The sequence below is a fragment of the Mycobacterium sp. genome (assembly GCF_035314905.1).
In the GTDB taxonomy this organism is placed as follows: domain Bacteria; phylum Actinomycetota; class Actinomycetes; order Mycobacteriales; family Mycobacteriaceae; genus Mycobacterium.
In genome coordinates, this window is the sequence record NZ_DATFYW010000166.1 from 1 (window position 1) to 25877 (window position 25877).

Sequence of the window (25877 nt, forward strand, 5' to 3'; positions counted from 1 at the left end):
ACACGGCAGATGTTCGGCGTGCGCGGCGCCCCCGGCAACACGGTCAATCACGCCACCAGCTACTGGGTGGGCAATCACTCCAGGCGGGTGTTCTGCGACGCCGTCGACGTCGTTTCCGGCATCGGCTACGACAAGGTGGACGGCGACAACCCGGCGTTCCGGTTCGTCGACGTGCGCGGCGTGGTCACCAATCTCGGCGTGTTCGACTTCGGCGGACCGGCCCACCAGATGCGGGCGGTGTCTCTTCACCCCGGCGTCAGCCCGGACGATGTCCGGGAGGCGACGTCGTTCGAGGTGTACGGACTGTCGGAGGCCGGGCCGACGCGGCCGGCCACACCGGAGGAGCTTCGGCTGATTCGCGACGTCATCGACCCGAAGGGTCTGCGGGACAAGGAAGTACGGGCATGAGGTTGCGCACACCTCTGACCGAGCTGGTCGGCATCGAGCACCCGGTCGTGCAGACCGGGATGGGTTGGGTGGCCGGCGCTCGGCTGGTGTCGGGCACCGCGAACGCCGGCGGCCTCGGCATCCTGGCGTCGGCGACGATGACCCTGGAGGAGCTCGCGACGGCGATCACCAAGGTCAAGGCCGCGACCGACAAGCCGTTCGGCGTCAACATCCGCGCCGACGCGACCGACGCGGGAGAGCGCGTCGGGTTGCTGATCCGCGAGGGCGTCCGGGTGGCGTCGTTCGCGTTGGCGCCCAAGGCCGAGCTGATCGCCCGGCTGAAAGAAGCCGGGGTGGTCGTCATTCCGTCAGTCGGGGCGGCCAAGCACGCGCGCAAGGTGGCCGGCTGGGGCGCCGACGCGGTGATCGTGCAGGGCGGCGAGGGCGGCGGCCACACCGGGCCCGTCGCGACCACGCTGCTGCTGCCGTCGGTGCTCGACGCGGTGGACATCCCGGTGGTGGCCGCCGGCGGCTTCTTCGACGGACGCGGTCTGGCCGCCGCGTTGTGCTACGGCGCCACCGGTGTCGCGATGGGCACACGGTTCCTGCTGACGTCGGATTCGACCGTGCCCGATGTGATCAAGCAGCGCTATCTGGACGCCGCCCTGGACGGCACGGTCGTCACGACCCGCGTCGACGGCATGCCCCACCGGGTGTTGCGGACCGCGCTGGTGGAACGGCTGGAGAGCGGGTCGCGGGCGAAGGGTTTCTCGGCCGCGGTGCGCAATGCGGCGAAGTTCAAGAAGCTGTCGGGGATGAGCTGGCGGACGATGGTGCGCGACGGGCTCGCGATGCGCCACGGCAAGGACCTGACCTGGTCGCAGGTGCTGATGGCCGCCAACACACCGATGCTGTTGCGCGCCAGCATGGTCGACGGGAACACCGAGGCGGGCGTGATGGCGTCGGGCCAGGTGGCGGGCATCATCTCCGATCTGCCGTCCTGCGTGGAGCTGATCGAGTCGATCGTCGGCGACGCGATCAAGCACCTGCAGGCCGCGTCTGCGCTCGTGGAGTGAAGTTCATGGCTTAATTGTTTGGGAATTAAGCTAAAATCTTCATATGAGTGAAGTGAAGTGGGAGGCTTCATCGGAGGCGCGGGCGACCCTCATCGGCGATGTCGTCGGGTCGCGGCGCTACACCGATCGACGAGAGCTTCATCGCACACTCAACGACGCGTTGCTCGTCGTGGCCGACGCCGCGATCGATGCGCCCGGGTTCACGGTGGGCGACGAGTTTCAGGGCAGTTATCCCACCGTCGGCGCCGCGATCGACGCGGCGCTGACGTTGACGCTCGCGGTCGCGCCGGCGATCGAGGTGCGCTTCGGCCTCGGCTGGGGCGAGGTCACCGTGCTGGACGCGTACGCGGGCATACAGGACGGCCCCGGTTGGTGGGCCGCGCGGGAGGCGATCGAGGAGACCGCGTCGAGGCAGCGCCAGCCGGGGCTGGGGCTCGTGCGGACGACATTCCGGGCCGACGCTGGTGCGCGTGCGGACGTCGACGCGATCAACGCGGCGCTGTTGTGTCGGGACCATCTGCTTGGATCGCTCGATGATCGATCGCTGCGGATTTTGAAAGGTCTGATGAAGGGCGAACCCAAGAAGGAACTTGCCGAGGCCGAGGGCATCAGCGCCTCGGCGGTGTCACAGCGCGCGGGCGGCGACGGCCTGGACCTCATCGTGCTGGCCTCGCGCTACTTGCGGAGCATCCGGTGAGCGCGGTCGCGGTCATGTTGATCGCGATGGGCATCGCCGACGGGTGCCGGCGGATGTTCCGGCCCCGCCGGCTTGCGCTGGGTCTCGGGCCGGTCATCGTCGTGGTCATCGCGGCGCTGTCCGCGCTCTGGCATCGCGGCGACATCGTGCTGCTGATGATCGCCGCGGCGGCCGTTGTCGGGTGGGAGTGGCTGTCCATCCGCAGCGAGCGCAGCGGAGAGCAGGAGGCCGCGCCGCTGGTGGTGTTCGCCGCCGCCGTCGCGGTCCTGATCGTGTCGTCCGGCTGGGGATCGCACGCCGGGGGGCTCGTCGGCCGGTGGTGCCGCTGGACGGCCCTGCCCCTCCACCACGTCGATGCGACGAAGCTGCTCATGGTGGTGGGCGTCGTGGCGCTGCAACTGGTCACGGGCAACCAGCTGGTCCGGCTGGTGCTCGGGTCGGTCGGCGCGGTCAAGCCCGAGGGGCAACCGCAGCCGTCGGACCGGCTGAAGGGCGGCCGCCTGCTCGGACCGATGGAGCGGCTGCTGATCCTCGGCCTCGGCCTGGGTGGCCAGTTGGCCGCGGCCACCGCGGTGGTCGCGGCCAAGAGCATCATCCGGTTCCCGGAGATCAACGCTGCGAAGGCCCGCGTGAACGGCAACATCGGCATCGATGACGTGACGGAGTACTTCCTGGTGGGCAGCTTCGCGAGCTGGCTGCTGGCGTTCGGCAGCCTGGCGCTGGTGCGGGCGGTGTAGTTCGCGGCGGTGTTTCCCGGCGTTCTTTGGGGGTCGGCGTTCTCTGGTTCGGCGTTTCTTTGGTTCGGCGTTTCTTTGGCGGTTAGCCGGTCCACCCGGCCGCGCGCAGAGCCGCGCCGACCCGGGCGACGAGGGTGCCGCGGCGGTGGGTGAGCAATTCCCCGCTGACCCGGATCACGACCCAGCCCAATGATTCCAGTGCTGCCAGCCGGTCGATGTCGCCGGCGCGTTGTCGCGAATCGGTCCAATGCTGGGCGCCGTCGTACTCGACCCCGACACGCCACCGCTCCCAGCCCACGTCGATGCGCGCGACGAACTCCCCGTATTCGTCGAACACCCTGATCTGCGTCTGCGGCCTGGGCAGGCCCGCGTCGACCAGTGCCAGTCGCGTGCGGGTCTCCGGTGGCGACTCGGCCCCGCCGTCGACGAGCGGCAGGACCTCGCGAAGCCGGCGTAGGCCCCGGGCACCTTTGTGCCGTGCGATGACGGCGTCGACATCCACGCTCTTCATGTCGGTGGCATGCGCCAAGGCGTCCAGGCGCTGGATGGCCGCTGCCCGTGGTGTTCGCCGCCCGATGTCGAACGCTGTGCGAGCCGGGGTCGTCACCGCCACGCCGCCCAGCTCGACGGTCTCACCGGGCAGCAGCGTGTCGTCGTGCGTTACGACCAGCGGCGGCGGACGCCCGTGTGCATAAACGAGTTCGGCCGGCGCGGCCGCGTCGGTCCACTTGGCGCCCAGCAGCGCGGCCGCGGAGTGTCCCGCAACGACGGCCCGGCGCCGCGACCACAGCCAGGCGGCTTGCGCGCGTTGGCTCGCGGTAAGTTCGGCTCCGCGCGGAATGTAGACGTCGGGGTATACCCGCTGATAGTGGCGCCGCAACGTCCGCGCGGGGATGGTTTCGGCGGCCAGCACCTCGGAGCCAAGGAACGGCCAGGGGAGTTCGTCCATGCGTGGATGGTGCCGGGGACGACCGACAGCTCACGATTTGACGCGGGTTGGGCGCGGGTGGGGGCGCCGGTGGGGGCGCGGGTTGGGCGCGGTGGGGGCGCGGGTTGGGCGCGGTGGGCGCGCGGTGGGGGCGCCGGTGGGGGCGCGGGTTGGGCGCGGTGGGCGCGGGTTGGGCGCGGTGGGCGCGCGACACTGAACTCAGCGGCGGGACGCGCCGGCGGGGCGTCGGTGAGTTCAATCTCGCGCTAGAGGCGCTCGATGATCGTGACGTTGGCGGTGCCGCCGCCCTCGCACATCGTCTGCAGGCCGTAGCGGCCGCCGACGCGCTCGAGCTCGTTGAGCATCGTCGCGAACAGCTTGGCCCCGGTGGCCCCGAGCGGATGCCCGAGCGCGATCGCGCCGCCGTTCGGGTTGACCTTCTCGGGGTCGGCCTTGATGTCCTTGAGCCAGGCCATGACAACCGGGGCGAAGGCCTCGTTGATCTCCACGACGTCGATGTCGTCGATCGACAGGCCGGTCTTCTCCAGTGCAAAGCGCGTGGCCGGGATCGGGCCGGTGAGCATGTAGACCGGGTCGGCGCCGCGCGCGCTGACGTGGTGGATGCGGGCCCGCGGGGTCAGCATGTGGTCCTTGACCGCCTGCTCCGACGCCAACAGCACAGCGCTTGCACCGTCCGAGATCTGGCTGGCCAGCGCGGCGGTGAGGCGGCCGCCCTCGGTCAGGGTCGGCAGCCCCGCCATCTTCTCCAGCGACGTCTGCCGCGGACCCTCGTCCACACCGAAGCCGTTGACCCCGATGATCTCGTTGTCGAAACGGCCCGCCCGGATCGCCGCCAGCGCACGCTCATGGCTGGCGAGCGCATACTCCTCCATCTCCTCGCGCGACAGGTTCCAGCGCTCCGCGATCAGCTCGGCGCCGCGGAACTGCGAGATCTCCTCGTCGCCGTAGCGGTGCCGCCAGTTCTCGGATTCGCCTGTCGGCGAACTGAACCCGAATTGCCGGCCGACCACCATCGCCGACGCGATCGGGATCTGGCTCATGTTCTGCATGCCACCGGCCAGGATCACGTCCGCGGTGCCCGACAGGATCGCCTGCGCGCCGAACGAAATGGCCTGCTGGCTGGATCCGCACTGGCGGTCGACCGTCACGCCCGGCACCTCTTCGGGGTAGCCCGCGGCCAGCCAGGCATTACGGCCGATGTTGCCGGCCTGCCCGCCGATCGCGTCGACGCAGCCGACGATCACGTCGTCGACCGCCCCAGGATCGACGTCGACACGCTCGAACAGCCCCCGAAACGCTTGCACGCCAAGGTCTATCGGGTGCACTCCGGCCAGCGCGCCGTTGCGCCTGCCGACGGCGGTACGGACGGCGTCGATGATGTACGCCTCGGGCATGTCGAACTCCTTAGATTGCTTGCTCGGCGGTGATTCCGCCGAGAACGATTGACAAGTATTGACGACCGACCTGTTCGGCCGTCAGCGGGCCGCCGGGCTGATACCAGCGCACCGAAACCCAGGTGGTGTCGCGGATGAACCGATACACCAGATCCACGTCGAGGTCGGGGCGGAAATAGCCCTCCCCGATTCCGTGCTGCAGCACGTCGACCCACATCTGGCGCTGCCGCTTGTTCATCTCGTCGACATAGGAGAACCGGGGGTGCGAGGACAGCCGCTTGGCCTCGTCCTGGTAGATGACGACCTGCGCGTGGCGATGCTCGATCGCATCGAACGACGCCATGAACAGCCCCTTGAACCGCTCCAGCGGGTTCGGCTCGGTGTCGACGATGTGCTGGTAGCGCACGAACAACCAGTCGAGGAAGCCGCGCAACACCTCGTCGACCATCTCCTCCTTGGACGCGAAGTGGTGATAAAGGCTGCCCGACAGGATGCCCGCCGAGTCCGCGATGTCGCGCACGGTGGTCGCGCGCAACCCGCGCTCGGCGAACATCGTGGCCGCGAGCTCGAGGAGCTCGTCCCTTCTGCTCGCCGGCTGGCTGACGGGCCGGCTGGTCATGGGTGCTGGCTCGACACCGAAACAACTTCGCCGGTCAGGTAACTCGAGTAGTCGCTGGCCAGGAACGCGATCGTCGCGGCCACCTCCCACGGCTCGGCGGCCCGCCCGTACACCTCGGCGGCAGTGAGCCGGTCGAGCAGCTCAGCCGACGTCACCTTGTCGAGGAACTTGTGCCTGGCGATGCTGGGCGCGACGGCGTTGATCCGCACGCCGTACCCGACCGCCTCGACCGCCGAGCATCGTGTCAGCGCCATCACCCCGGCCTTCGCCGCCGCGTAGTGAGACTGCCCGTGCTGCGCCCGCCAGCCGAGAACGCTGGCGTTGTTGACGATCACGCCGCCGTGGCCCGCGTCGCGGAAGTAGCGCAGCGCCGCACGGGTGGCCCGGAACGCCGAGTTCAGCGTCACGTCGAGCACTCGGTCCCACTGCTCGTCGGTCATGTCGGCGACCGGCGTCTCGCCGCCCAGGCCGGCGTTGTTGACCAGCACATCGAGCCGGCCCATCCGCGCCGTGGTGGAGGCGATCAGGGCGTCCACCTGAGCAGTGGACGTCACATCGCAGACAACGCTTTCCACCCGTCCCAGCCCGAGCCCGGCCAGCTCGTCGCGGGTCTCGCCGAGCCGGCGTTCGTGGTAGTCCGACACCACCACGTCGGCACCTTCGAGCAAAGCACGACGGGCGGTCGCAGACCCGATACCGGTTCCGGCCGCCGCCGTGACCACGACGACCTTGCCGTTCAGAAGGCCATGTCCCTCAACCTCCCTGGGTGCAACCGCCAACGTCGGGCTCATCACCCTCCCTTCACCTCCCTGGGCAGGCCGAGCACCCGCTCGGCGATGATGTTGCGCTGAATCTCGTTGGAGCCGCCGTAGATCGTGTCCGCACGGGAGAACAGGAACAGCCGCTGCCATTCGTCGAGATCGCCGTCGTCGGCCACCAGCCCGGCCATCCCCTCGATGTCCATCGCCAATTCGCCCAGGTCCCGATGCCAATTGGCCCACAGCAATTTCGACACGTTGTCCTGGCCGGGCTGCTCGACATCCATCGTGGCAAGCGCGTAGGACCGCATCGCGCGCAGCCCGACCCAGGCGCGAGCCAGCCGCTCGCGGATCAGCGGGTCATCGGCCGCGCCGTTGTGTCCGGCAAGCTGCGCCACGCCGGAAAGCTCACGCGCGTAGACGATCTGCTGACCGAGCGTGGAGACCCCGCGTTCGAAGGTCAGCGTTCCCATCGCGACACGCCAGCCGTCTCCGGGCCGGCCCACCACCAGGTCGGCGTCGGTGCGGGCGTCGTCGAAGAAGACCTCGTTGAACTCCGAGTCGCCGGTGAGCTGCACGATCGGCCGGATCCGAACACCCGGCTGGTCGGTTGGCACCAAGAGATACGACAGCCCGGCGTGGCGTTTGGAACCCTTCTCGGTGCGGGCCACGACGAAGCACCACTGCGCGTGGTGGGCCAGCGACGTCCACACCTTCTGCCCGTTGATCACCCACTGGTCACCGTCGAGCACCGCGGTCGTCGATACGTTCGCCAGATCACTGCCCGCACCCGGCTCGGAGTAGCCCTGGCACCACAGCTCCGTGACGTCGCGGATGCCCGGGAGGAACCGCCTCTGCTGCTCGGGCGTGCCGAACGCGATCAGCGTGGGACCCAGCAGCTCCTCGCCGAAGTGGTTCACCTTCGCCGGGGCGTCGGCCAGCGCGTACTCCTCGTAGAACGCCACCCGGTGCGCGACGGACAGGCCGCGGCCGCCGTGCTCCTCGGGCCAGCCCAGGCACGTCAAGCCGGCGGCCGCCAGATGCCGGTTCCACGCCCGCCGCTCCTCGAAGGCCTCGTGCTCCCGGCCGGGACCACCCAATCCCTTCAGCGACGCGAATTCGCCCGCCAGGTTGTCGGCGAGCCAGTCGCGGACCTCGGCCCTGAACTCCTGGACCTCTTTCATCCCTGTAGGCTAACCTACCAAGCACTTGCTTTGTTAGAGGAGCGTCAATGTCGAGCGATCCGCGCACCGTGCCCGCGGTGCTGGACCGGATTGCACAGCAACTCCCCGACCACGACGCGCTGATCGACGCCGACCGGCGGTTCACGTATGCCGAGCTGCGGACCGCCGTGCACCGCGCGGCCGCCGCGATGATCGCCCTCGGCGTGGCGCCGGGTGATCGGGTCGCGATCTGGTCACCCAACACCTGGCACTGGGTCGTCGCCTGCCTGGCCAGTCATCACGCCCGCGCCGCCGTGGTGCCTCTGAACACGCGATACACCGCCGAGGAGGCCACCGACATCCTGGCCCGCACGGGTGCCCCGCTGCTGGTCGCGATGGGCACGTTCCTCGGCACCGACCGGGTCGCGAAGCTGCCCGCCGACGCGCTGCCGAAACTGCGGCACATCGTGCGGGTGCCTGTCGAAGACACCGGCGAGCCGACCGCCGACATCGGGCGCATCCGGGTGCTGAGTTGGTGCGGTTTCATCGACGAAGGCGCCCCGGTCGGCGCGGAAGTGGTCGCGGCCGCCGCCGCGGCCGTATCCGGCGACGACGTCAGCGACATCCTGTTCACGTCGGGCACCACCGGCCGCAGCAAAGGCGTGCTGTGCGCTCACCGGCAGTCGCTGGCCGGGTCGGCGGCTTGGGCCGCGTGCGGCAAGATCACCAGCGACGACCGGTATCTCTGCATCAACCCGTTCTTCCACAACTTCGGATACAAGGCCGGCATCCTGGCGTGCCTGCAGACCGGCGCGACGCTGATCCCCCAGCTGACCTTCGACCCCGGACGGGCGCTGCGAGCCGTGCAGGACCACCGCATCACGGTGCTTCCCGGGCCGCCGACCATCTACCAGACACTGCTCGACCACCCCGACAGGAACGTCTACGACCTCGGCTCGCTGCGGTTCGCGGTCACCGGCGCCGCGACCGTTCCGGTGGTCCTGATCGAGCGGATGCTGTCCGAGCTCGACATCGACACCGTGCTGACCGCGTACGGGCTGACCGAGTCCAACGGGTTCGGCACGATGTGCCGGCCCGAGGACGACGCCGTCACCGTCGCGAGCACCTGCGGGCGGCCGATCGCGGACTTCGAGCTGCGGATCGGCTCGCCGGATGACACCGGCGCCGGGGAGGTGCTGTTGCGGGGACCGAACGTGATGCTGGGCTACCTGGACGACCCCGACGCCACCGCCGAGGCGATCGACGGCGACGGGTGGCTGCACACCGGGGACGTCGGAACCGTGGACCGGGCCGGCAACCTGCGCATCACCGACCGGCTCAAAGACATGTACATCTGCGGCGGGTTCAACGTCTACCCGGCTGAGGTCGAGCAGGTGCTGATGCGCCTCGACGGCGTCGCCGACGTCGCGGTGATCGGGGTGCCGGACGCGCGTCTCGGCGAGGTCGGCAAGGCGTTCGTCGTGCCGCGCCGCGGCGCCACGCTCGACCAGCGGGCCGTCGTCGCCTACGCGCGGGAGCACCTGGCCAACTTCAAGACGCCGAGGTCCGTGGAGTTCATCGATGTGCTGCCCCGCAATCCGGGCGGCAAGGTGGTCAAACCGCTGCTGCGGGAAAGGGCTTGAATGGATCTGACTTTCGACGACGCCACCCTCGCGCTGCAGGCCGAGGTCCGCGAGTTCCTCGCAGCCAGCAGATCCGCGTTTCCGACGGCCTCCTACGACAGCCCGGAAGGGTTCGACCAGCACCGGCGGTGGGACCGCACGCTTTATGACGCCGGCCTCTCGGCGATCACGTGGCCCGGGAAGTACGGCGGCCGGGACGCGACGCTGCTGCAGTGGGTGGTCTACGAGGAGGAGTACTTCCGGGCCGGCGCACCGGCGCGGGCCAGCGCCAACGGGATGTCGCTGCTGGCGCCGACGCTTTTCGCGCACGGAACCGAGGAGCAACGCGACCGTGTGCTCCCGAGGATGGCCAGCGGCGAGGAGATCTGGGCGCAGGCGTGGTCGGAGCCGGAGTCGGGCAGCGACCTGGCATCGCTGCGATCGACCGCCTCACCGGCCGACGGGGGCTGGCTGCTGAACGGACACAAGATCTGGAGCTCGCGTGCGCCGTTCGGCGACAAGGCATTCGGGCTGTTCCGGTCCGACCCGACCGCAGAGCGGCACCGGGGCCTGACGTATTTCATGTTCGACCTGCAAGCAGCCGGTGTCACCGTTGGTCCGATCGCCCAGCTCGGCGGGGACACCGGGTTCGGTGAGATATTCCTCGACGACGCGTTCGTGCCGGATCACGACGTGATCGGCGAGGTGAACGACGGCTGGCGGGTCGCGATGAGCACGTCAAGCAACGAGCGCGGGATGTCGCTGCGCAGCCCGGCTCGGTTCCTGGCCTCCGCCGAGCGCCTGGCAAGCACGTGGAAAGGCTCCGGCGAGAACGCGTTCGGGGACCAGGTCGCCGACGCGTGGATCAAGGCGCAGTCCTACCGGCTGCACACTTACGGCACCGTCACCAGGCTGGCGGACGGGGGCGAGCTGGGCGCCGAATCGTCGATCACCAAGGTGTTCTGGTCGGATCTCGATGTCGCACTGCACCAGACCGCGCTGGACCTGCAGGGCCCCGACGCCGAGCTCGCCGACCCGTGGGTGGATGGCCTGCTGTTCGCGCTGGGTGGCCCGATTTACGCCGGCACCAACGAGATTCAGCGCAACATCATCGCCGAACGGCTGCTGGGACTGCCCAGGGAGACCAGAACGTGAGATTCGACTGTGAAATTTGATCTGGACGAACAGCAGCGCGACTTCGCCGCCAGCATCGACGCGGCGATGGCCGCCGCGGACCTGCCGACCGCGGTGCGGGCGTGGGCCGACGGCGACACGTCGCCCGGCCGCAAGGTGTGGGCCAGGCTCGCCGACCTCGGGGTCACAGCGCTGGCCGTGCCGGAGCGCTTCGGTGGCCTCGACGCACACCCGGTGGACCTCGTGGTGGCACTCGAGCGGCTCGGGCGATGGTGCGTGCCGGGACCCGTGGCCGAATCCGTCGCTGTCGCACCGGTCCTGCTGGCCGATGACGACCGCCTAGCAGCCCTCGCGGCCGGCGAGCTGATCGCCACGGTCGCCATGCCGCCGACGATGCCGCGGGCCGTCGACTCCGGGGCCGCGGGAGTCACGCTGCTGGCTCGCGACGGCGGCGTCGCCGACGCGACGCCGGGAGCCCCGCACGCGTCGGTGGACCCCAGCCGGACGCTGTACGACGTGACCGTCTGCGGTGACGCGGAGCCGGCCGACCTGGCGCGGGCCTACGAATTCGGCGCGCTGGCCACCGCCGCGCAGCTGGTCGGGGCGGGTCAGGCGCTGCTGACGGCCGCCGTCGACTACGCCAAGCAGCGCACGCAGTTCGGCCGTGCGATCGGCTCCTACCAGGCGATCAAGCACAAGCTGGCCGACGTGCACATCGCAGTCGAGCTGGCCCGCCCGCTGCTCTACGGCGCGGCGCTGTCGCTGGCCGACGGCTCCGCGGACACCGCGCGTGACGTGAGCGCGGCGAAAGTGGCCGCCGCCGACGCGGCCCTGCTGGCGGCCCGCTCGGCGCTGCAGGCCCACGGCGCGATCGGCTTCACCGCCGAATACGACCTGTCGTTGTGGCTGCTGCGGGTGCAGGCCTTGCGATCGGCGTGGGGCGATCCCGCAGCGCACCGCAGAAGGGTGCTGGCGGCGCTATGACCACTGAGCGGGAACTGCTGGCCGAGACCGTTCGGGCGCTGGTCAACAAGCACGCCGGCCCGGCCGCGGTGCGCGAGGCGATGGAATCTGAACGCGGCTACGACGAGTCGCTGTGGAAGATGCTGTGCGAGCAGGTCGGCGCCGCCGCGCTGGTGGTGCCGGAGGAATTCGGCGGCGCCGGGGGCGAGTTGGCCGACGCGGCAACGGTTTTGAGGGAGCTGGGCCGCGGACTTGTGCCCACGCCGTTGCTCGGCACGACGCTGGCGGAGCTCGCGCTGCTGGCCTGCGACGACGTCGACGCCGACACGGTGGCCCGGCTGGCCGAGGGGACCGCGATCGGCACAGTGGTCTTCGATGCCGACTACGTGATCGGCGGTGACGTCGCGGACGTCGTGGTGGGCGTCGAGGAGGGCCAACTCGGCCGCTGGGACAAGTTCAGCGCGCAGCGCGCCGACACGATGGACCCGACGCGCCGGTTGGCGCGGCTGCGGTCGCAGGAGACCACGCCGATCGGCGCCGATCCCGGCCTGGCCGACTGCGCCGCGATCCTGGTGGCCGCCGAGCAGATCGGCGCCGCCGAGCGGTGCCTGGAGCTCACCGTCGACTACACCAAGAGCCGTGTTCAGTTCGGCAGGCCGATCGGCAGCTTCCAGGCGCTGAAGCACCGGATGGCCGACCTGTATGTGGCCGTGTCGGCGGCGCGGGCCGTCGTCGACGACGCGATCGCCGACCCGACGCCGACCGCGGCGGCCCTGGCACGCGTCACGGCCACCGACGCGTTCTGCGCGGTCGCGGCCGAAGGCATTCAGATGCACGGCGGCATCGCGATCACCTGGGAACACGACATGCAGCTTTACTTCAAACGCGCGCACGGCAGCGCACACCTGCTCGGGCCGGCCAGGGACCAGCTGCGTCGGCTCGAGTCCGAAGTGTTGAATAACGAGGCGTGAAGGTAGCCCTGCGGGCCGGTGTCCCGCCGTTCTATGTGATGGACGTGTGGCTGGCGGCCGCCGAACGTCAGCGCACGCACGGCGACCTGGTCAACCTGTCGGCCGGTCAGCCCAGCGCGGGACCGCCCGCCCGGGTGCGGGCGGCCGCGGCGGCCGCCCTCGACGACGATCGGCTGGGCTACACCGTGGCGCTGGGCATCCCGGAGCTGCGCGCGGCGATCGCCCGCGACTACGTGGATCGGCACGGCCTGACCGTGGAACCCGACGACGTGGTGCTCACGACCGGCTCGTCGGGCGGCTTTCTGCTGGCGTTTCTGGCGTGCTTCGACGTCGGCGACCGCGTGGCGCTGGCCAGCCCGGGCTATCCGTGCTACCGCAACATCCTCTCGGCGCTGGGCTGCGAGGTCGTCCAGATCCCGTGCGGCCCCGAGACCAGGTTCCAGCCGACCGCTCAGATGCTCGCCGACCTTGATCCCGCGGTGGCCGGTGTCATCGTCGCGAGCCCGGCCAACCCGACCGGAACGGTCATCGGACCCGAAGAACTCGCCGCGATCGCCGCCTGGTGCGCCGAGGGCGGCGTACGGCTGATCAGCGACGAGGTGTACCACGGCCTGGTGTACGAAGGCGCGCCGGCCACCAGCTGCGCCTGGGAGACATCACGAAACGCCGTGGTGGTCAACAGCTTTTCGAAGTACTACGCGATGACGGGCTGGCGGCTCGGCTGGCTCCTGGTGCCGCAGGAGCTGCGGCGCGCCGTGGATTGTCTGACCGGCAACTTCACGATCTGCCCGCCGGCGCTGTCGCAAGCCGCCGCCGTCGCGGCGTTCACCCCGGAGGCGATCGCCGAGGCCGACGCCAGGGTGCGGCACTACGCGGTCAACCGGAAACTGCTGCTCGACGGGCTGCGGTCGATCGGGCTGGACCGCCTGGCGCCGGCCGACGGCGCGTTCTACGTCTACGCCGACGTGTCGGATTTCACGACCGACTCGCTGGCGTTCTGCTCGAAGCTGCTGGCCGACACCGGCGTGGCGATCGCGCCGGGCATCGACTTCGACACCGTGCACGGCGGATCGTTCGTCCGGCTCTCCTTCGCCGGCCCCACGCCGGACGTCGAGGAGGCGCTGCGGCGGATCGAGCCGTGGCTCAACAACCCGCCCGGCTAGCGCAGGGCCCGCTGCGGCACAGGTTCGACTACCCCAGTTGATTCCTGAGAACGCCGCCACCGCTGATCTGCCCTAGCATGGCAACCCTCGCCGCGACCGGCGCGGCCGTTTCCGACAGGGGCGACGGGCATGAGGATGGTGTGCCGGGCAGGGATCGACAAGCCCTTTCTGATCACAATCTTCGCGCTGATCGCGGTCGCCTACCTGGCGGCGCTCGCCGATGCCGATTTCGAAGAAATGTACAGCTTCGGGCCGGTACCGTTCGGTTCCGACGTCACCGGCCGGCTCTAAAGCCAGGTGTCCTGGGTGGTCGTCGTGAGGAACGCCTCCAGGTCGTCGCGCCACTGGGCCGGAGTGTTCTTGTCCGGTTCGATGCCGGTGTACTCGCCGCGGTAGAACAGCAGCGGCCTCGGCTTGGTCTTGGGCACCTCCGACAGCGACGAGACCGCCCCGAACACAACGTAATGATCGCCACCGTCGTGCACCGAAGAAACGTTGCAGTCTATGTGCGCCAGCGTTCCCGAAATGATCGGCGACCCCAACGGCGAAGGTGTCCAATCGATCTCGGCGAACTTGTCCGGTTCTTTGGAACCGAATCGCGCCGAGACGTCCGCCTGCTTCTCATGCAGGATGTTCACGCAGAACCGGCCGCTGGCCTCGATCGCCTGCCACGAGCGGGACACCTTGGTGGGGCAGAACAGCACCAGCGGCGGCTCAAGCGACAGCGCCGCAAACGACTGGCAGGCGAATCCGACCGGAACGCCGTCGTGCATGGTGGTGATCACCGTGATCCCGGTGCAGAACTGGCCCAACACGTTGCGAAACGTGCGCGGGTCGATCGGCGCCGACGCCATCTCAGCTACTCTTCGCACCGACCGTGAAGTCGTGCCCCCACAGGCTCACCGCCGTGCTCTCCCGGGCGATCCAGTCGTGATCGTCGACTTGGCGCCCCTCGCAACCGAATTCGACGTCGAACCCGCCGGGGGTCTTCATGTAGAACGACAGCATCAGGTCGTTGACGTGGCGACCCAGCGTCGCCGACATCGGCACCTTGCGGCGCAGTGCGCGGTCAAGGCAGAGCCCGACGTCGTCGCTGTTTTCCACCTCGACCATCAGGTGCACGATTCCGCTGGGCGTGGGCGCCGGCATGAACGCCAGGCTGTGGTGGCGGGGGTTACAGCCGAAGAACCGCAGCCACGCCGGCGGGCCGTCGGCCGGGCGGCCGACCAATTGCGGTGGCAGGCGCATCGAGTCGCGCAGCTTGAACCCGAGCACGTCGCGATAGAAGTGCAGCGCCTCGGCGTCGTCGCGAGTGCACAGCACCACGTGGCCCAGGCCCTGCTCGCCCGTGACGAACGTGTGCCCGTACGGGCTCACCACCCGCCGGTGCTCCAACGCGGCACCGTGGAAGACCTCGAGACAGTTTCCCGACGGGTCGGAGAACCGGATCATCTCGTCGACCCTGCGGTCGGCGAGCTCGGCCTGGGTGGCCTCCTTGTACGGCACGCCCTCGACGTCGAGTCTGTCGCGGATCTCTTGCAGGCCTTCGGCGTTCGCGCATTCCCAACCCGCCTCGGTGAGCCGGTCGTGCTCTCCCGGCACGATCACCAGCCGAGCCGGAAAGTCATCCATCCGCAGGTAGAGCGCGCCCTCGGTGCTGCCCCTGCCTTCGACCATCCCGAGCACCTTGAGCCCGTACTCACGCCAGGCGGCCATGTCGGTGGCCTCGATGCGCAGGTATCCCAGCGCCCGAATGCTCATCACGCACCTCCCAGGAAATCGATGGTGAGCCGGTTGAACTCGTCGAACTTCTCCAACTGGGCCCAGTGTCCGCACTGACCGAACACGTGCAGTTGCACGCGCGGAATGGTCTTCAGCGCCACCAGCGCACCGTCAAGTGGGTTCACCCTGTCCTCGCGCCCCCAGATCAGAAGCACCCGCTGCCGCAGCTTGTACGCCTCGCGCCACATCATCCCGAGCTCGAAGTCGGCGCCGGAGAACGACTTCCCCATCGCCCTCGTCGCGGCCAGCGACTCCGGCGTGCTGGCCAACGCGAACCGCTCATCGACGAGCCCGGGCGTGATCAGCTTCTGATCGAAGACCATGATCCGCAGGAATTTCTCCAGGTTCTCCCGGGTGGGTTGGACGGAGAATCTGCCCAGCAGCTTGACGCCCTCGGTCGGATCGGGCGCGAACAGGTTGACGCCGAGTCCGCCGGGACCCATCAGTACCAGCCTGCCCGCCAGGTCCGGATAGTCCAGCGCGAACCTCACCGCGGTGCCGCCGCCGAGCGAGTTGCCGACCAACGCCGTGCGCGCAAGCCCCAGCCGATCGAAGAGCCCCTTCAGAGCCGTTGCGCTGTAACGGTTGTACTGCTCGTGCTCGGTGTGCTTGTCGGAAAGGCCGTAGCCGGGCTGGTCGACGGCCAACACGTGGAAGCGCCGCGCCAGCACCGCGATGTTGCGCGAGAAGTTCGACCAGCTGGACGCCCCGGGCCCGCCGCCGTGCAGCAGCACGACCGTCTGGTCATTGCCGACACCAGCCTCGTGGTAGTGCAGCCGCACGGCCACATCGCCGCTGCGAACCTCCGCGTACCGCGAGGTCGACTCGAACGTCAGCTCATCGGTAGCCGTCATCAGACCATGGTGTCGCCGGGAGGCAACCCGAACTCGTTATTTCCGAAAATCAGGTACGCGCGCTCGGGATCGTTGGCGGCGTGCACCCGTCCGGCGTGCGCGTCGCGCCAGAAGCGTTGAATGGGTGCGCTGTTAGCCAGCGCGGTGGCGCCGGACGCCTCGAACAGCCGGTCAATCGACGCGATCGCTCGGCCGGTGGCGCGGACCTGGTCGCGGCGGGCGCGTGCCCGCAGCTCGAACGGGATGTCCTGGCCCGCGGACAGCAGCGCGTACTCGTCGGCGACATTGCCGATCAGCTGTCGCCACGCCGCGTCGATGTCGCTGGCGGCCTCGGCGATGCGGACCTTGGCGAACGGATCGTCCTTCGACTTCTCCCCGGCAAACGCGGCGCGCACCCGCTTGCCCTGATGCTCGACGTGCGCGTCGTAGGCGCCGTACGCCATGCCGACGATCGGAGCGGTGATCGTCGTGGGGTGCACCGTGCCCCACGGCATCTTGTACACCGGCGCGGTGTTGGTCCGCAGGCCCCCCGCGGTGCGGTCGTTCATCGACTTGTAGGACAGGAACCGGTGCCGCGGCACGAACACGTCCTTGACGATCAACGTGTTGCTGCCGGTGCCGCGCAACCCGACGACGTGCCACACGTCATCGATCTCGTAGTCGGACCGGGGGATCAGGAAGCTGCCGAAGTCCACCGGCCTGCCGTCCTTGATCACCGGGCCGCCGACGAACGTCCACGTCGCGTGCTCGCAACCCGACGACCAGTTCCACGAACCGTTCACCAGGTAGCCACCGTCGACCACCGTCCCCGCGCCCATCGGGGCGTACGACGAGGAGATCCGGACGTCGGTGTCTTCGCCCCAGACCTCCTCCTGGGCTTGCTGGTCGAACAGCGCGAGGTGCCAGTTGTGCACACCGATGATCGAGCTCACCCAGCCGGTCGAGCCGCAGGCGCCGGCCAGCCGCCGCACGGCCTCGTAGAACAGGGCGGGCTCGCACTGGAGTCCGCCCCACTGCTCGGGCTGGAGCAGCCGGAAGAATCCGACCTGCTGCAGCTCGCTGACCGTGGCGTCCGGCAACCGCCGCAGGTCCTCGGTCTCCTGGGCGCGCTGCCGCAGCTTCGGAAGAAGCTCGTCGATCGCGGCTAAGACAGACTGGGCGTCGCGCTGTTGAATGGACGTCACGTGGATCCCTTTCGAGGTGTTGGGGACTCAGTCGCAAGATTAGAACACGTTACGATTTAAGTCGAGCAGCGCATTCCTACAGCCTCTAGACCTGCGGAAGTGTATTTCTGTAACCTGTTCTAGTTATCCCCGGAAGGAGAGTCGTGACCGACGAGCCGCTCGGCAGCCATGTGCTCGAGCTCCAGCTCGCCGACGTCGTCGCCGAGACGGACGACGCGCGTTCGCTGGTCTTCAAGGTGCCCGACGGCGCCGACATCCCGCCCCAGCGACTGAAGTATGCGCCAGGCCAGTTCCTGACGCTGCGCATCCCGAGCGACCGCACCGGATCGGTGGCGCGCTGCTACTCGCTGTGCAGCTCGCCGTTCAGCGACGACGCGCTCACCGTCACCGTGAAGCGGACCGACGGTGGCTACGCGTCGAATTGGCTGTGCGACCACGCGCATCCCGGCATGAGGCTGCAGGTACTCGCCCCGTCGGGCACCTTCGTGCCGCCGACGCTCGACGCGGATTTCTTGCTGGTGGCCGCCGGCAGCGGCATCACGCCGATGATGTCGATCTGCAAGTCGGCGCTGGTCGAAGGCGGCGGCAAGGTGGTGCTGGTCTACGCCAACCGTGACGAGGGCTCGGTGATCTTCGGCGGGACGCTGCGTGACCTGGCAGCCAAGTATCCCGACCGGTTGAGCGTCGTGCACTGGCTGGAATCCGTGCAGGGCCTGCCGACCGCCGCGGCGCTGGCCGGCCTGATGGCACCGTATGCGGGCCACGACGCGTACATCTGCGGACCGGGACCGTTCATGGAGGCCGCGGAGTCTGCGCTGGGCAGCATCGGCGTGCCGAGGGAGCGGGTGCACATCGAGGTGTTCCGGTCACTGGACTCCGACCCGTTCGCCGCCGTCGTCATCGAGGCGGACGACAGCGACGAGCCGCCGGCCACGGCGATCGTCGAACTCGACGGCCAGAGGTACGAGATCAGTTGGCCGCGCAACGCGAAGCTGCTCGACGTGTTGCTGGAAAAAGGCCTCGACGCGCCGTTCTCCTGCCGGGAGGGACACTGCGGGGCCTGCGCCGTGCTGAAGCGCAGCGGCGAAGTCGAGATGGAGGTCAACGACGTGCTGGAGCAGTCGGACCTCGACGAGGGTTTGATCCTGGGCTGCCAGTCCCGGCCGCGGTCGGATTCCGTGGAAGTGACCTACGACGAGTAGCGACGCAGATACCATGTCGCGCACCGCTGCCGGATGTCGCCGGCCAGGCCGCTCCAGAGGGGGAGCAACGATGAAGCGCGTGGCCACGGTGTCCGCGACGATGCTGCTCGCGGGTCTGCTGACCCCGGCTGCCGTGGCCGCGGCGGCCAGCAACAACGGCGACACCTCCTTCCCGCTCCCGGACGGCACTGCGCTGGAGATGCATGTGACCGCGAACTGCGTCACGGCCGACAAGCAGTGTTACTTCACCACGCAGGCCGACCGGAACGGTGCCGACGGGCTCCAGGGCTTCCCCGACGACCTGTGGTCTCGTCAGACCACGACCATCCGGTCCTCGAACCAGCTGAACAATCTCGAGACGCAAGTCGTCGCCGCCAACACCCGGGTGTTCAAGGAAATGGGCAAGCGCGAGATCACCACGATCTATTTCGGCGGCGGCCCGCCGGACAAGTACCGCGTCACCGGTCAGACCCAACCCACGGACTGGCAGACCGGCCTGCCGATGCTCAACGCGGACTACATCGTCTGCGCCCAGATCCAGGTGGTCTACAGCGGAGTGAACATCACCTCGCCGAGCACCTGCGCGCAGACGACGTTCTCATAGCGGCGACCTGTTACGACCGGGGCAGGCCCAGCAGCCGCTCGGCGGCCAGCGTCAGCAGGATCTGCTCAGTGCCCCCGGCGATCGAAAGACACCGGTAATTCAGGAAGTTGCTGACGGCCTCGTTCGCGAGGACGCCGCCGTCGGCGCTGTGGTCCATCACCGCCTCGACCACCGCCTGGCGGTAGCGCACCCCGAGCAGTTTTCGCACGCTGGACTGCGGGCCGGGATCGTTTCCGCCGACGGCGATTTGAGCGATCCTCTGGTCGAGCAGCGTGCCGGCCTGCGCCTCGGCGACCAACGCACCGATGCGGGCCTGCTCCGCCACGTCGACTCCGGTGCCGGCGACCAGCTCGAGCAGCGCTTCCATCTCGAAGCCGAGCGCGCCACCGTGTGCCATCGCAACCCGCTCGTTGGCCAGCGTGGTGCGAGCCAACCGCCAGCCCTCACCGGGATCGCCGACGACGAGCTCATCGGGAACGAACACGTCATCGAGAAACACCTCGTTGAACAACGCTTTTCCGGTGATGTCGCGCAGCGGCCGGATGTCCACTCCGGGCGACTTCATGTCGACGAGGAAGTATGTGATGCCTTTGTGCTTGGGGACGGCCGGATCGGTGCGGGCGAGGCAGACGCCCCAGTCGGCCTGCCGGGCAGCCGAGGTCCACACCTTCTGCCCGGTGAGGGTCCAGCCGCCGGATTTCTTGACCGCCTTGGTCCGCAGCGACGCGAGGTCCGAGCCCGCGCCTGGTTCGCTGAAGAGCTGGCACCACCGGATTTCGCCGCGCAACGTGGGCGGCAGGAAACGCTCGATTTGTTCCGGCGTCCCGCGCTGCAGGATCGTCGGCGCCGCCCACCAGCCGATCGACAGATCCGGCCGCTGCACACCCGCGGCGGCCAGTTCCTGGTCGATGACCAGCTGCTGAGCCGGCGACGCACCGCGACCGTACGGTGGCGGCCAGTGCGGGGCCTGCAGGCCCGCGTCGGCCAGCGCGACCTGCCGCTGTGAGTGCGGCAGCCCGGCGATCTTCGCGACGGTCGCGGCGATCTCGGTGCGCTGGTCCGCGTCCATGCTGACGTCGACGTGCAACTCACGCCGCACGCCGCGCAGGGTCAGCTCAAGCGCCCGCCGCTGCCAGCGCGCCGCCCCGCCGAGGAGCTGCCGGATCGCGTAGGCCCGCCGCAGGTAGAGATGGGCGTCGTGGTCCCAGGTGAAGCCGATGCCGCCGAGCACCTGAATGCAGTCCCTGGCATTGGCCACCGCGGCGTCGATACCGATCGCGGCCGCGACCGCGGCCGCGATCGACAGCTGCCGGTCGTCGCCGTCCGCGGCGGCCCGCGCGGCGTCCGTTGCGGCGGCGCTGATCTGCTCGGACCGGCACAGCATGTTGGCGCAAATGTGTTTGACGGCCTGGAAACTGCCGATCGGCTTGCCGAACTGCTCGCGAACCTTCGCGTAGGCGGTTGCCGTGTTCAGCGCCCAGCGCGCCACGCCCGCGGCTTCGGCCGCCACCAACGTGGCCCAGAGGTCTTCGGCACGGTCGGCGGGCACGGTCAACGCCGGCGCACTGGCGGAGTCCAGTGTCACCCGCGCCATCGGACGGGAGAAGTCCGTGGGCAACAGCGGCTCGACGCTCACCCCGTCCTGATCGGTGTCGATCAGCAGCCACGTGCCGTCGGCGCACGCGATCAGGTACTCCCCCGGCTTCACCCCCACGGCCAGCGGCACCACCCCGGAAACACGTTGCGACGACGCCTGATACACCAGGTCCGCAGCGACGGCCAGACCGGCGCTGCGATGGCCCGCCGTCAACTGCTCCAGGGCTTGCTCCAGCGCCGCGGAGCCCCCGCCGGGCGAGCCGAGCAGCAGCGTGCCCAACGCCGTCGTGGCAACGGGCCCGGGCACCAGCGCGTACGCCGCCTCGTCGAGCATCGCGCACAGATCGTCGATGCGGCCGCCTGCGCCGCCGCGCGACTCGGGGACCGCCACCCCGAACAGGCCCAGGTCGGCCGCGCCCCGGAACGGCGTCTGCCACGCGTCGAGCTCGCCCTGCTCGATCGCCCGGATGGCGGCGATCGTGCCCGAGCTCGTCGCCCAGGACCGCACGAGCTCCCGCGCGGCAGACTGCTCGTCGGTCATCGTCGCTGACACCGTCGCCTCCTAACGCCTAGGGGAAAAGGCACCTGCAGCTTACTAGAACGTGTTCTAATGGGGAGTGTGCCCGTCGTCCGGGCGGCGCGCATCACAGCAGGACACGTCCAGTACCGGACCGTGCGGAGGTGAGCAATTTCCGTCCGGCGTGCGTATCGTTTCGGGGAGGACGATGAAGAGAAGGAGTCGTTCGCAGCATGTCGACGCCAGCGCAGGCCAGTTCCGGTTCGACGCCTGAACCCCGCCAACCGCGGGTGCTGACGGTGGCCGCGCTGGCCGAGTCCGAACTCGGCTCCGAGGCTCAGCGGGAGCGCCGCAAGCGCATCCTCGACGCCACCTTGGCTATCGCCTCTAAGGGGGGCTACGAGGCGGTTCAGATGCGCGCGGTCGCCGAACGGGCCGACGTGGCGGTCGGGACGCTGTACCGCTACTTCCCGTCCAAGGTGCACCTGCTGGTGTCCGCGCTGGGGCGCGAATTCGAGCGGATCGAAGCCAAGACGGACCGGACCGCGATGGCGGGAACGCCATATGAGCGCCTGCACCAGATGATCGGTCGCCTGAACCGCGCGATGCAGCGCAACCCGCTGCTGACCGAGGCGATGACGCGGGCATTCGTGTTCGCCGACGCTTCCGCGGCGGGTGAGGTTGATCACGTCGGCAAGTTGATGGACACCATGTTCGCCAGGGCGATGAGCGACGGCGAACCGACCGAGGACCAGTACCACATCGCACGGGTAATCTCGGATGTCTGGCTGTCGAACCTGCTCGCCTGGCTTACCCGCCGTGCTTCGGCGACCGACGTCAGCAAGCGGCTGGACCTCGCCGTTCGGCTTCTGATCGGGGACGAGGAGCACCCCAAGATCTGAGGCGGCCAACCAGATCAATTGACGCTGGGGGTATTACCGAGCAACAGCGGCGGTAGAACTTCCTCACACCCGAGGACGAAAGTCCCTTGTTCAGCAAACACCGGCGGCGGTATCACTGAAGCGGACGACGGCAGCGAACCACGGAAGGCCGCCAACATGACCGATTCGATTTACGAACGCGATTACGCGCGCGAGATGCTGTCCGCGGCGATCCGGCGCCACACCGGCGCCGGCCGGCCGGCCGACGCCGAATCCGACAGCGCGAGCGAGATCACCACTCTTGTCGATCACGCGGTGGAGGCCGGCTGCAGCCGAACTCAGCTCATCGTCGAGCTGGCCAACCTCGGGGCACGGCTGCTGGCCCAGTCCGCGGCGGACAACACGCCCGCGCACGCCCGCGAGATCGTGGACCACGTGGCCTGCTGAAACCGGCTCAGGAATCGGTCTGCCGCGGCATGAGTTCAGCGACGCGCCGAAATGGTCGGGTTCTATCTCACGACCGGCGTCGGTGGCCGCGGACTGAATCAGCGCCCTGGCGCGACGCGCCTCGCCGGGCGTCAGGAAGCTGCCGAGCCAGCCGTCACCGAGGCGCCCGATCCGGCGGAATGCGGCCGGAGCCGAGCCGCCGAGCCAGATGTCGAGCGGCTTGACGGGGCGCGGTCGCACCGCGGCCGACGCCACCTCGAAGTAGCGACCCGAGAAGGCGGCGTTTTCGTTCTCGAGTACCGACCTGAGCAGCTGCAGCGATTCGTCGAACACCGCGGCGCGTTCGCCTGCCGGGACCACGAAGATCTCGCGTTCGGCGGGGATGGCCGACCGCAGCCCGAATACCGGTAGCACCCGCCCGGGCGCGAGAGCCGCAAGCGACGCCAGTTGCTTGGCAACCAGCACCGGGTGCCGCCCCGGCAGCACGGCCACGGAGGTGCCCACTTTGAGATGCCCGGTCCGGGCCAGTGCGTAGGCCATGCCGACGAACGGATCGACCGCATCGGAATACACCAGTTCCGAGAGCCACAGCGAGTCGACCCCGTTGGCTTCCAGTCGATCAACCAGTCCCGGGAGCTCATCGGGACCGGTGCCGGCGCCCAGCCCGACACCAAAGCGGATCTTCAACCGCACACCTCCTGCCGACCGGTCATCGGGTTATCCGGGCGGGCCCGCCGTGCGGCCCCGTACCAACTCCGTCGGCAACACCTCGTCGACCGGCAGCCCCGACCGCGGCGGCGTGTGGACCAGCCTGCCCGCCAGCCGGCCCTTCTCCAGGCTGGGCTGCGACACAGTCGCCAAGCCGCGCCGCAACGCCTCGGGGATCCCGTCGAATCCGGTGACGGTCATCTGGCCGGGCACATAGATGCCGTGGGCGCGCAGGTAGTCCATCGCGGAGAGCGCGATTACGTCCGCCGTGCACATCAGCGCGGTGATACGCGGGTTGGCCTCCAACGCGACCGCCGCGGCCGCCCCACCCGACGTGGGCTGGTGCTCATAGCTCTCGACCACGGTCAACTCGTCGGGGTCGAGGCCGGCCGCCGCCATCGCATCCCGCACGCCGCCGATGCGCTCACGCTGAACGTGAAAGCGGGTCGAGCGCAGCCGTTCCGGATTGGCCACCGCAACCGAGCCCGGGATGCGGTCGCTGCCCAACCGCATCGTGAGCAGACCTATCTGTCGATGGCCGAGGCCCACGACATAACCGGCCAGATCGCGCATCCCGGCCCGGTCGTCGATGCAGACGCCCGACGCGCCCGGCACACCCTTGGGTTGGTCGACCACGACCACGGGGAGGTTGCGCTGCAGCGCGACATGAAGGTACGGGTCGTCGTCCGCCACCGAATACACCACGAAACCGTCGACGCCGGCAGCCAAGACGGCGCCGGATCCCTCTGCGACGCTGCGGCCGGGGCCGACGGCCACCAGCAGCAGCCCCTGGCCGACCTCTTCACATGATTCAGCAAGGCCGGCAACAAAATTCACAGCCGCGGGGTCACTGAACGAGTAGTTGAGCGGCTCGGTGAGCACCAGCCCCACCGCACCCGCCCGGCGGGTGCGCAGCGACCGGGCAACCGGGTCAGGACCGGCGTAGCCGAGCCGTTTGGCGGTTTCCAGCACTCGCTCGCGCAGGTCGGCCGAGAGCTGATCGGGCCGGTTATAGGCGTTGGAGACAGTGGTCCGTGAGACCTTGAGCTCCGCGGCCAGCGACGCCAGTGTCGCCCGCCGCCTCGGCGAGGAACTCCTGGTCATGTTCCCCGAGGCTAGCGCATCCAGCTGCGACAAAAGGCGGGCAAGTGGATCTCGCTCGCGCCCGGCGTGCCGATCGCGGGCGGCGGGTATCGACGCCCGCCTACGCTTGATGCGTGACCAGCGTGGACTTGAACGCCGACCTCGGCGAGAGCTTCGCGGTGTGGCGGCTCGGTGACGACGAGGCGATGCTCAACCTGGTCACCAGCGCCAACGTCGCGTGCGGCTTCCATGCCGGCGATCCCGCCGGACTCGCCCGCACCTGCCAGGCCGCGGTCAAGCGCGGTGTCCGGATCGGCGCACAGGTGGGTTACCGCGACCTCGCCGGGTTCGGCCGCCGTTACATCGATGTCCACGCCGACGATCTGATTGCCGACGTGATCTACCAGATCGGCGCGCTGCAGGCGCTCGCGCGCGCGGCGGGCTCGGCCGTCATGTACGTCAAACCCCATGGCGCGCTGTACAACACGATCGTGACGGATCGCGTGCAGGCGCGCGCGGTGGCCGAGGCGGTGCACGCCGTCGACCCGTCGCTGCCGGTGCTCGGGCTCGCCGGTTCGGCGTTCTTCGACGAAGCGACCGACCTCGGGCTGCGCTGCGTCGCCGAGGCGTTCGCCGACCGGGCCTACCTGCCAGGTGGCCGGCTGGTGTCGCGGCGGGAGCCGGGCGCGGTGCTGGAAGACCCGGAAGAAATCGCCGAACGGGTCGTGACGATGCTGCGTTCCGGGCGGGTCGTCGCCGTCGACGGATCTGCGATACGGATCTCCGCGGAATCGGTGTGCGTGCATGGTGATTCACCGGGCGCGGTGCGGATAGCCGGCGCCGTGCGTCGACGCTTGTTGGATGAAGGCGTCGAGCTGAAGTCGTTCACCTGAAGATTGTGCTCAACCTGCGCCGCCATTGGGTACAGTCTTGCCGTTGGTTGCGTGCGAACGTGGGGGAAGTGGCTGTGACACCGGCGGGGGGAGCAAGCCGGCACCGTCGGTTGGTCATGCGGTTCAGCCGAAACGGGGTGGTCGCAACGTGCTGACCCGGCTCATCCGCATCCAGCTCGTCATGTTCGCGATCCTGACGGTGATCGCCCTGGTCGCGTTGGGCTGGTACTACCTTCAAGTGCCCCGCCTGGTCGGCATCGGCCAGTACACGCTTTATGCCGAACTGCCCGCGTCGGGCGGGTTGTACAAGACCGCCAGCGTGACCTATGGGGGTACCCAGATCGGCAAGGTGACCGACGTCGAGCCCACCGAGCGTGGTGCGCGGGCCACGATGAGCATCGACGACCGGTTCAAGATCCCGATCGACGCGTCGGCCAACGTGCATTCGGTGTCGGCGATCGGTGAGCAGTACCTCGACCTGGTGTCCACCGGC

Annotated in this window: 25 protein-coding genes and 2 pseudogenes; 15 read left to right on the top strand and 12 right to left on the bottom strand. The window is 69.1% G+C overall.

Annotated elements, in window-relative coordinates; all coding sequences use genetic code 11:
* From ipdB to VKG81_RS14195, 4 genes and pseudogenes are all read left to right on the top strand, one after another.
* Positions 1-408 (top strand): annotated as a pseudogene (ipdB, locus tag VKG81_RS14180) (cholesterol ring-cleaving hydrolase subunit IpdB); the annotation flags it as partial.
* On the top strand, positions 405-1463 hold the full coding sequence (ipdC, locus tag VKG81_RS14185; RefSeq protein WP_324396933.1) for a (3aS,4S,5R,7aS)-5-hydroxy-7a-methyl-1-oxo-octahydro-1H-indene-4-carboxyl-CoA dehydrogenase: 1059 nt from the start codon (positions 405-407) through the stop codon (positions 1461-1463). The pseudogene ipdB and the gene ipdC, both read left to right, overlap by 4 nt.
* Positions 1464-1506: 43 nt before the next feature.
* On the top strand, positions 1507-2160 hold the full coding sequence (locus VKG81_RS14190; protein ID WP_324396935.1) for a SatD family protein: 654 nt from the start codon (positions 1507-1509) through the stop codon (positions 2158-2160).
* A complete protein-coding gene (locus tag VKG81_RS14195; RefSeq protein WP_324396937.1) occupies positions 2157-2897 on the top strand; it encodes a hypothetical protein in 741 nt (246 codons plus the stop codon). Before VKG81_RS14190 ends, VKG81_RS14195 begins: the two co-directional genes overlap by 4 nt.
* An 82-nt stretch (positions 2898-2979) precedes the next feature.
* Here the strand turns inward: VKG81_RS14195 and VKG81_RS14200 are convergent, their stop codons facing one another.
* The 5 genes from VKG81_RS14200 to ipdE1 form a co-directional block, all read right to left on the bottom strand.
* Positions 2980-3846: a DUF559 domain-containing protein gene (locus VKG81_RS14200; RefSeq protein ID WP_324396939.1), complete on the bottom strand. Its 867-nt coding sequence runs from the start codon at positions 3844-3846 to the stop codon at positions 2980-2982.
* Positions 3847-4091: 245 nt separating this feature from the next.
* Complete coding sequence (gene fadA6, locus VKG81_RS14205) at positions 4092-5240, bottom strand: steroid 3-ketoacyl-CoA thiolase FadA6 (RefSeq protein WP_324396941.1); 1149 nt, start codon at positions 5238-5240, stop codon at positions 4092-4094.
* Positions 5241-5250: 10 nt separating this feature from the next.
* Positions 5251-5859, bottom strand: coding sequence for a TetR family transcriptional regulator KstR2 (kstR2, locus tag VKG81_RS14210; protein WP_324396943.1), 609 nt, complete (start codon positions 5857-5859; stop codon positions 5251-5253).
* The gene (ipdF, locus tag VKG81_RS14215) at positions 5856-6650 is read right to left on the bottom strand and encodes a (5R,7aS)-5-hydroxy-7a-methyl-1-oxo-2,3,5,6,7,7a-hexahydro-1H-indene-carboxyl-CoA reductase (RefSeq protein WP_324396945.1); all 795 of its coding nucleotides are present in this window, start codon (positions 6648-6650) and stop codon (positions 5856-5858) included. Before ipdF ends, kstR2 begins: the two co-directional genes overlap by 4 nt.
* On the bottom strand, positions 6650-7801 hold the full coding sequence (gene ipdE1, locus VKG81_RS14220) for an acyl-CoA dehydrogenase IpdE1 (RefSeq protein WP_324396948.1): 1152 nt from the start codon (positions 7799-7801) through the stop codon (positions 6650-6652). The genes ipdF and ipdE1 overlap by 1 nt, the downstream gene beginning before the upstream one ends.
* A 47-nt stretch (positions 7802-7848) precedes the next feature.
* Between ipdE1 and fadD3 the strand changes: the two genes are divergently transcribed.
* From fadD3 to VKG81_RS14250, 6 genes are all read left to right on the top strand, one after another.
* Complete coding sequence (gene fadD3 / locus VKG81_RS14225) at positions 7849-9423, top strand: 3-((3aS,4S,7aS)-7a-methyl-1,5-dioxo-octahydro-1H-inden-4-yl)propanoate--CoA ligase FadD3 (RefSeq protein ID WP_324396950.1); 1575 nt, start codon at positions 7849-7851, stop codon at positions 9421-9423.
* Positions 9424-10557, top strand: a complete 1134-nt coding sequence (locus VKG81_RS14230; protein WP_324396952.1) for an acyl-CoA dehydrogenase family protein — start codon at positions 9424-9426, stop codon at positions 10555-10557. It abuts the gene before it with no gap.
* A 9-nt stretch (positions 10558-10566) separates the two neighbouring features.
* A complete protein-coding gene (locus VKG81_RS14235) occupies positions 10567-11520 on the top strand; it encodes an acyl-CoA dehydrogenase family protein (RefSeq protein ID WP_324396953.1) in 954 nt (317 codons plus the stop codon).
* Complete coding sequence (locus VKG81_RS14240; protein WP_324396955.1) at positions 11517-12470, top strand: acyl-CoA dehydrogenase family protein; 954 nt, start codon at positions 11517-11519, stop codon at positions 12468-12470. The genes VKG81_RS14235 and VKG81_RS14240 overlap by 4 nt, the downstream gene beginning before the upstream one ends.
* Positions 12471-12508: 38 nt before the next feature.
* Positions 12509-13633, top strand: coding sequence for a pyridoxal phosphate-dependent aminotransferase (locus VKG81_RS14245; RefSeq protein ID WP_324396978.1), 1125 nt, complete (start codon positions 12509-12511; stop codon positions 13631-13633).
* A 129-nt stretch (positions 13634-13762) separates the two neighbouring features.
* A complete protein-coding gene (locus VKG81_RS14250; protein WP_324396957.1) occupies positions 13763-13924 on the top strand; it encodes a hypothetical protein in 162 nt (53 codons plus the stop codon).
* Here VKG81_RS14250 and hsaB read toward each other — a convergent pair.
* From hsaB to hsaA, 4 genes are read right to left on the bottom strand one after another with little or no spacing between them, the layout of a single operon-like run.
* Complete coding sequence (gene hsaB / locus VKG81_RS14255) at positions 13921-14487, bottom strand: 3-hydroxy-9,10-secoandrosta-1,3,5(10)-triene-9,17-dione monooxygenase reductase subunit (protein WP_324396959.1); 567 nt, start codon at positions 14485-14487, stop codon at positions 13921-13923. The genes VKG81_RS14250 and hsaB overlap by 4 nt on opposite strands.
* Before the next feature lies 1 nt (position 14488).
* On the bottom strand, positions 14489-15394 hold the full coding sequence (gene hsaC / locus VKG81_RS14260) for an iron-dependent extradiol dioxygenase HsaC (RefSeq protein ID WP_324396961.1): 906 nt from the start codon (positions 15392-15394) through the stop codon (positions 14489-14491).
* The gene (gene hsaD / locus VKG81_RS14265; RefSeq protein ID WP_324396962.1) at positions 15394-16269 is read right to left on the bottom strand and encodes a 4,5:9,10-diseco-3-hydroxy-5,9,17-trioxoandrosta-1(10),2-diene-4-oate hydrolase; all 876 of its coding nucleotides are present in this window, start codon (positions 16267-16269) and stop codon (positions 15394-15396) included. Before hsaD ends, hsaC begins: the two co-directional genes overlap by 1 nt.
* The gene (hsaA, locus tag VKG81_RS14270) at positions 16269-17453 is read right to left on the bottom strand and encodes a 3-hydroxy-9,10-secoandrosta-1,3,5(10)-triene-9,17-dione monooxygenase oxygenase subunit (RefSeq protein WP_324396964.1); all 1185 of its coding nucleotides are present in this window, start codon (positions 17451-17453) and stop codon (positions 16269-16271) included. Before hsaA ends, hsaD begins: the two co-directional genes overlap by 1 nt.
* Before the next feature lie 143 nt (positions 17454-17596).
* Here hsaA and VKG81_RS14275 point away from each other — a divergent pair, with 143 nt between their 5' ends.
* Both VKG81_RS14275 and VKG81_RS14280 read left to right on the top strand, forming a co-directional pair.
* Positions 17597-18655, top strand: coding sequence for a ferredoxin--NADP reductase (locus VKG81_RS14275; RefSeq protein WP_324396966.1), 1059 nt, complete (start codon positions 17597-17599; stop codon positions 18653-18655).
* A gap of 70 nt (positions 18656-18725) precedes the next feature.
* The gene (locus tag VKG81_RS14280; protein WP_324396968.1) at positions 18726-19259 is read left to right on the top strand and encodes a hypothetical protein; all 534 of its coding nucleotides are present in this window, start codon (positions 18726-18728) and stop codon (positions 19257-19259) included.
* A gap of 10 nt (positions 19260-19269) precedes the next feature.
* On the opposite strand, the gene VKG81_RS14285 is transcribed toward VKG81_RS14280, so the two are convergent.
* Positions 19270-21408 (bottom strand): acyl-CoA dehydrogenase, encoded by a 2139-nt coding sequence (locus VKG81_RS14285; protein WP_324396970.1) that lies wholly within the window; start codon positions 21406-21408, stop codon positions 19270-19272.
* A 263-nt stretch (positions 21409-21671) separates the two neighbouring features.
* Here VKG81_RS14285 and kstR point away from each other — a divergent pair, with 263 nt between their 5' ends.
* Positions 21672-22274, top strand: a complete 603-nt coding sequence (kstR, locus tag VKG81_RS14290; RefSeq protein ID WP_324396980.1) for a cholesterol catabolism transcriptional regulator KstR — start codon at positions 21672-21674, stop codon at positions 22272-22274.
* Positions 22275-22736: 462 nt separating this feature from the next.
* On the opposite strand, the pseudogene VKG81_RS14295 reads toward kstR, so the two are convergent.
* Together VKG81_RS14295 and VKG81_RS14300 are read right to left on the bottom strand one after the other, a co-directional pair.
* A pseudogene (locus VKG81_RS14295) lies at positions 22737-23387 on the bottom strand (TIGR03854 family LLM class F420-dependent oxidoreductase); the annotation flags it as partial.
* Between the two features lie 30 nt (positions 23388-23417).
* Positions 23418-24512, bottom strand: a complete 1095-nt coding sequence (locus VKG81_RS14300; protein ID WP_324396972.1) for a LacI family DNA-binding transcriptional regulator — start codon at positions 24510-24512, stop codon at positions 23418-23420.
* 113 nt (positions 24513-24625) lie between these two features.
* Between VKG81_RS14300 and VKG81_RS14305 the strand changes: the two genes are divergently transcribed.
* Positions 24626-25384: a 5-oxoprolinase subunit PxpA gene (locus VKG81_RS14305; protein WP_324396974.1), complete on the top strand. Its 759-nt coding sequence runs from the start codon at positions 24626-24628 to the stop codon at positions 25382-25384.
* 148 nt (positions 25385-25532) lie between these two features.
* Positions 25533-25877: MlaD family protein (locus VKG81_RS14310; RefSeq protein WP_324396976.1), on the top strand; the 345-nt coding region annotated here is incomplete at its 3' end.

Excerpts from the sequence above, each read along its gene's own strand:
- ipdC (WP_324396933.1), top strand. The coding sequence starts at position 405 with ATGAGGTTGCGCACACCTCTGACCGAGCTGGTCGGCATCGAGCACCCG.
- VKG81_RS14190 (WP_324396935.1), top strand. The coding sequence starts at position 1,507 with ATGAGTGAAGTGAAGTGGGAGGCTTCATCGGAGGCGCGGGCGACCCTC.
- VKG81_RS14200 (WP_324396939.1), bottom strand. The coding sequence starts at position 3,846 with ATGGACGAACTCCCCTGGCCGTTCCTTGGCTCCGAGGTGCTGGCCGCC.
- fadA6 (WP_324396941.1), bottom strand. The coding sequence starts at position 5,240 with ATGCCCGAGGCGTACATCATCGACGCCGTCCGTACCGCCGTCGGCAGG.
- kstR2 (WP_324396943.1), bottom strand. The coding sequence starts at position 5,859 with ATGACCAGCCGGCCCGTCAGCCAGCCGGCGAGCAGAAGGGACGAGCTC.
- ipdF (WP_324396945.1), bottom strand. The coding sequence starts at position 6,650 with ATGAGCCCGACGTTGGCGGTTGCACCCAGGGAGGTTGAGGGACATGGC.
- ipdE1 (WP_324396948.1), bottom strand. The coding sequence starts at position 7,801 with ATGAAAGAGGTCCAGGAGTTCAGGGCCGAGGTCCGCGACTGGCTCGCC.
- fadD3 (WP_324396950.1), top strand. The coding sequence starts at position 7,849 with ATGTCGAGCGATCCGCGCACCGTGCCCGCGGTGCTGGACCGGATTGCA.
- VKG81_RS14230 (WP_324396952.1), top strand. The coding sequence starts at position 9,424 with ATGGATCTGACTTTCGACGACGCCACCCTCGCGCTGCAGGCCGAGGTC.
- VKG81_RS14240 (WP_324396955.1), top strand. The coding sequence starts at position 11,517 with ATGACCACTGAGCGGGAACTGCTGGCCGAGACCGTTCGGGCGCTGGTC.
- VKG81_RS14245 (WP_324396978.1), top strand. The coding sequence starts at position 12,509 with ATGGACGTGTGGCTGGCGGCCGCCGAACGTCAGCGCACGCACGGCGAC.
- VKG81_RS14250 (WP_324396957.1), top strand. The coding sequence starts at position 13,763 with ATGAGGATGGTGTGCCGGGCAGGGATCGACAAGCCCTTTCTGATCACA.
- hsaB (WP_324396959.1), bottom strand. The coding sequence starts at position 14,487 with ATGGCGTCGGCGCCGATCGACCCGCGCACGTTTCGCAACGTGTTGGGC.
- hsaC (WP_324396961.1), bottom strand. The coding sequence starts at position 15,394 with ATGAGCATTCGGGCGCTGGGATACCTGCGCATCGAGGCCACCGACATG.
- hsaD (WP_324396962.1), bottom strand. The coding sequence starts at position 16,269 with ATGACGGCTACCGATGAGCTGACGTTCGAGTCGACCTCGCGGTACGCG.
- VKG81_RS14280 (WP_324396968.1), top strand. The coding sequence starts at position 18,726 with ATGAAGCGCGTGGCCACGGTGTCCGCGACGATGCTGCTCGCGGGTCTG.
- VKG81_RS14300 (WP_324396972.1), bottom strand. The coding sequence starts at position 24,512 with ATGACCAGGAGTTCCTCGCCGAGGCGGCGGGCGACACTGGCGTCGCTG.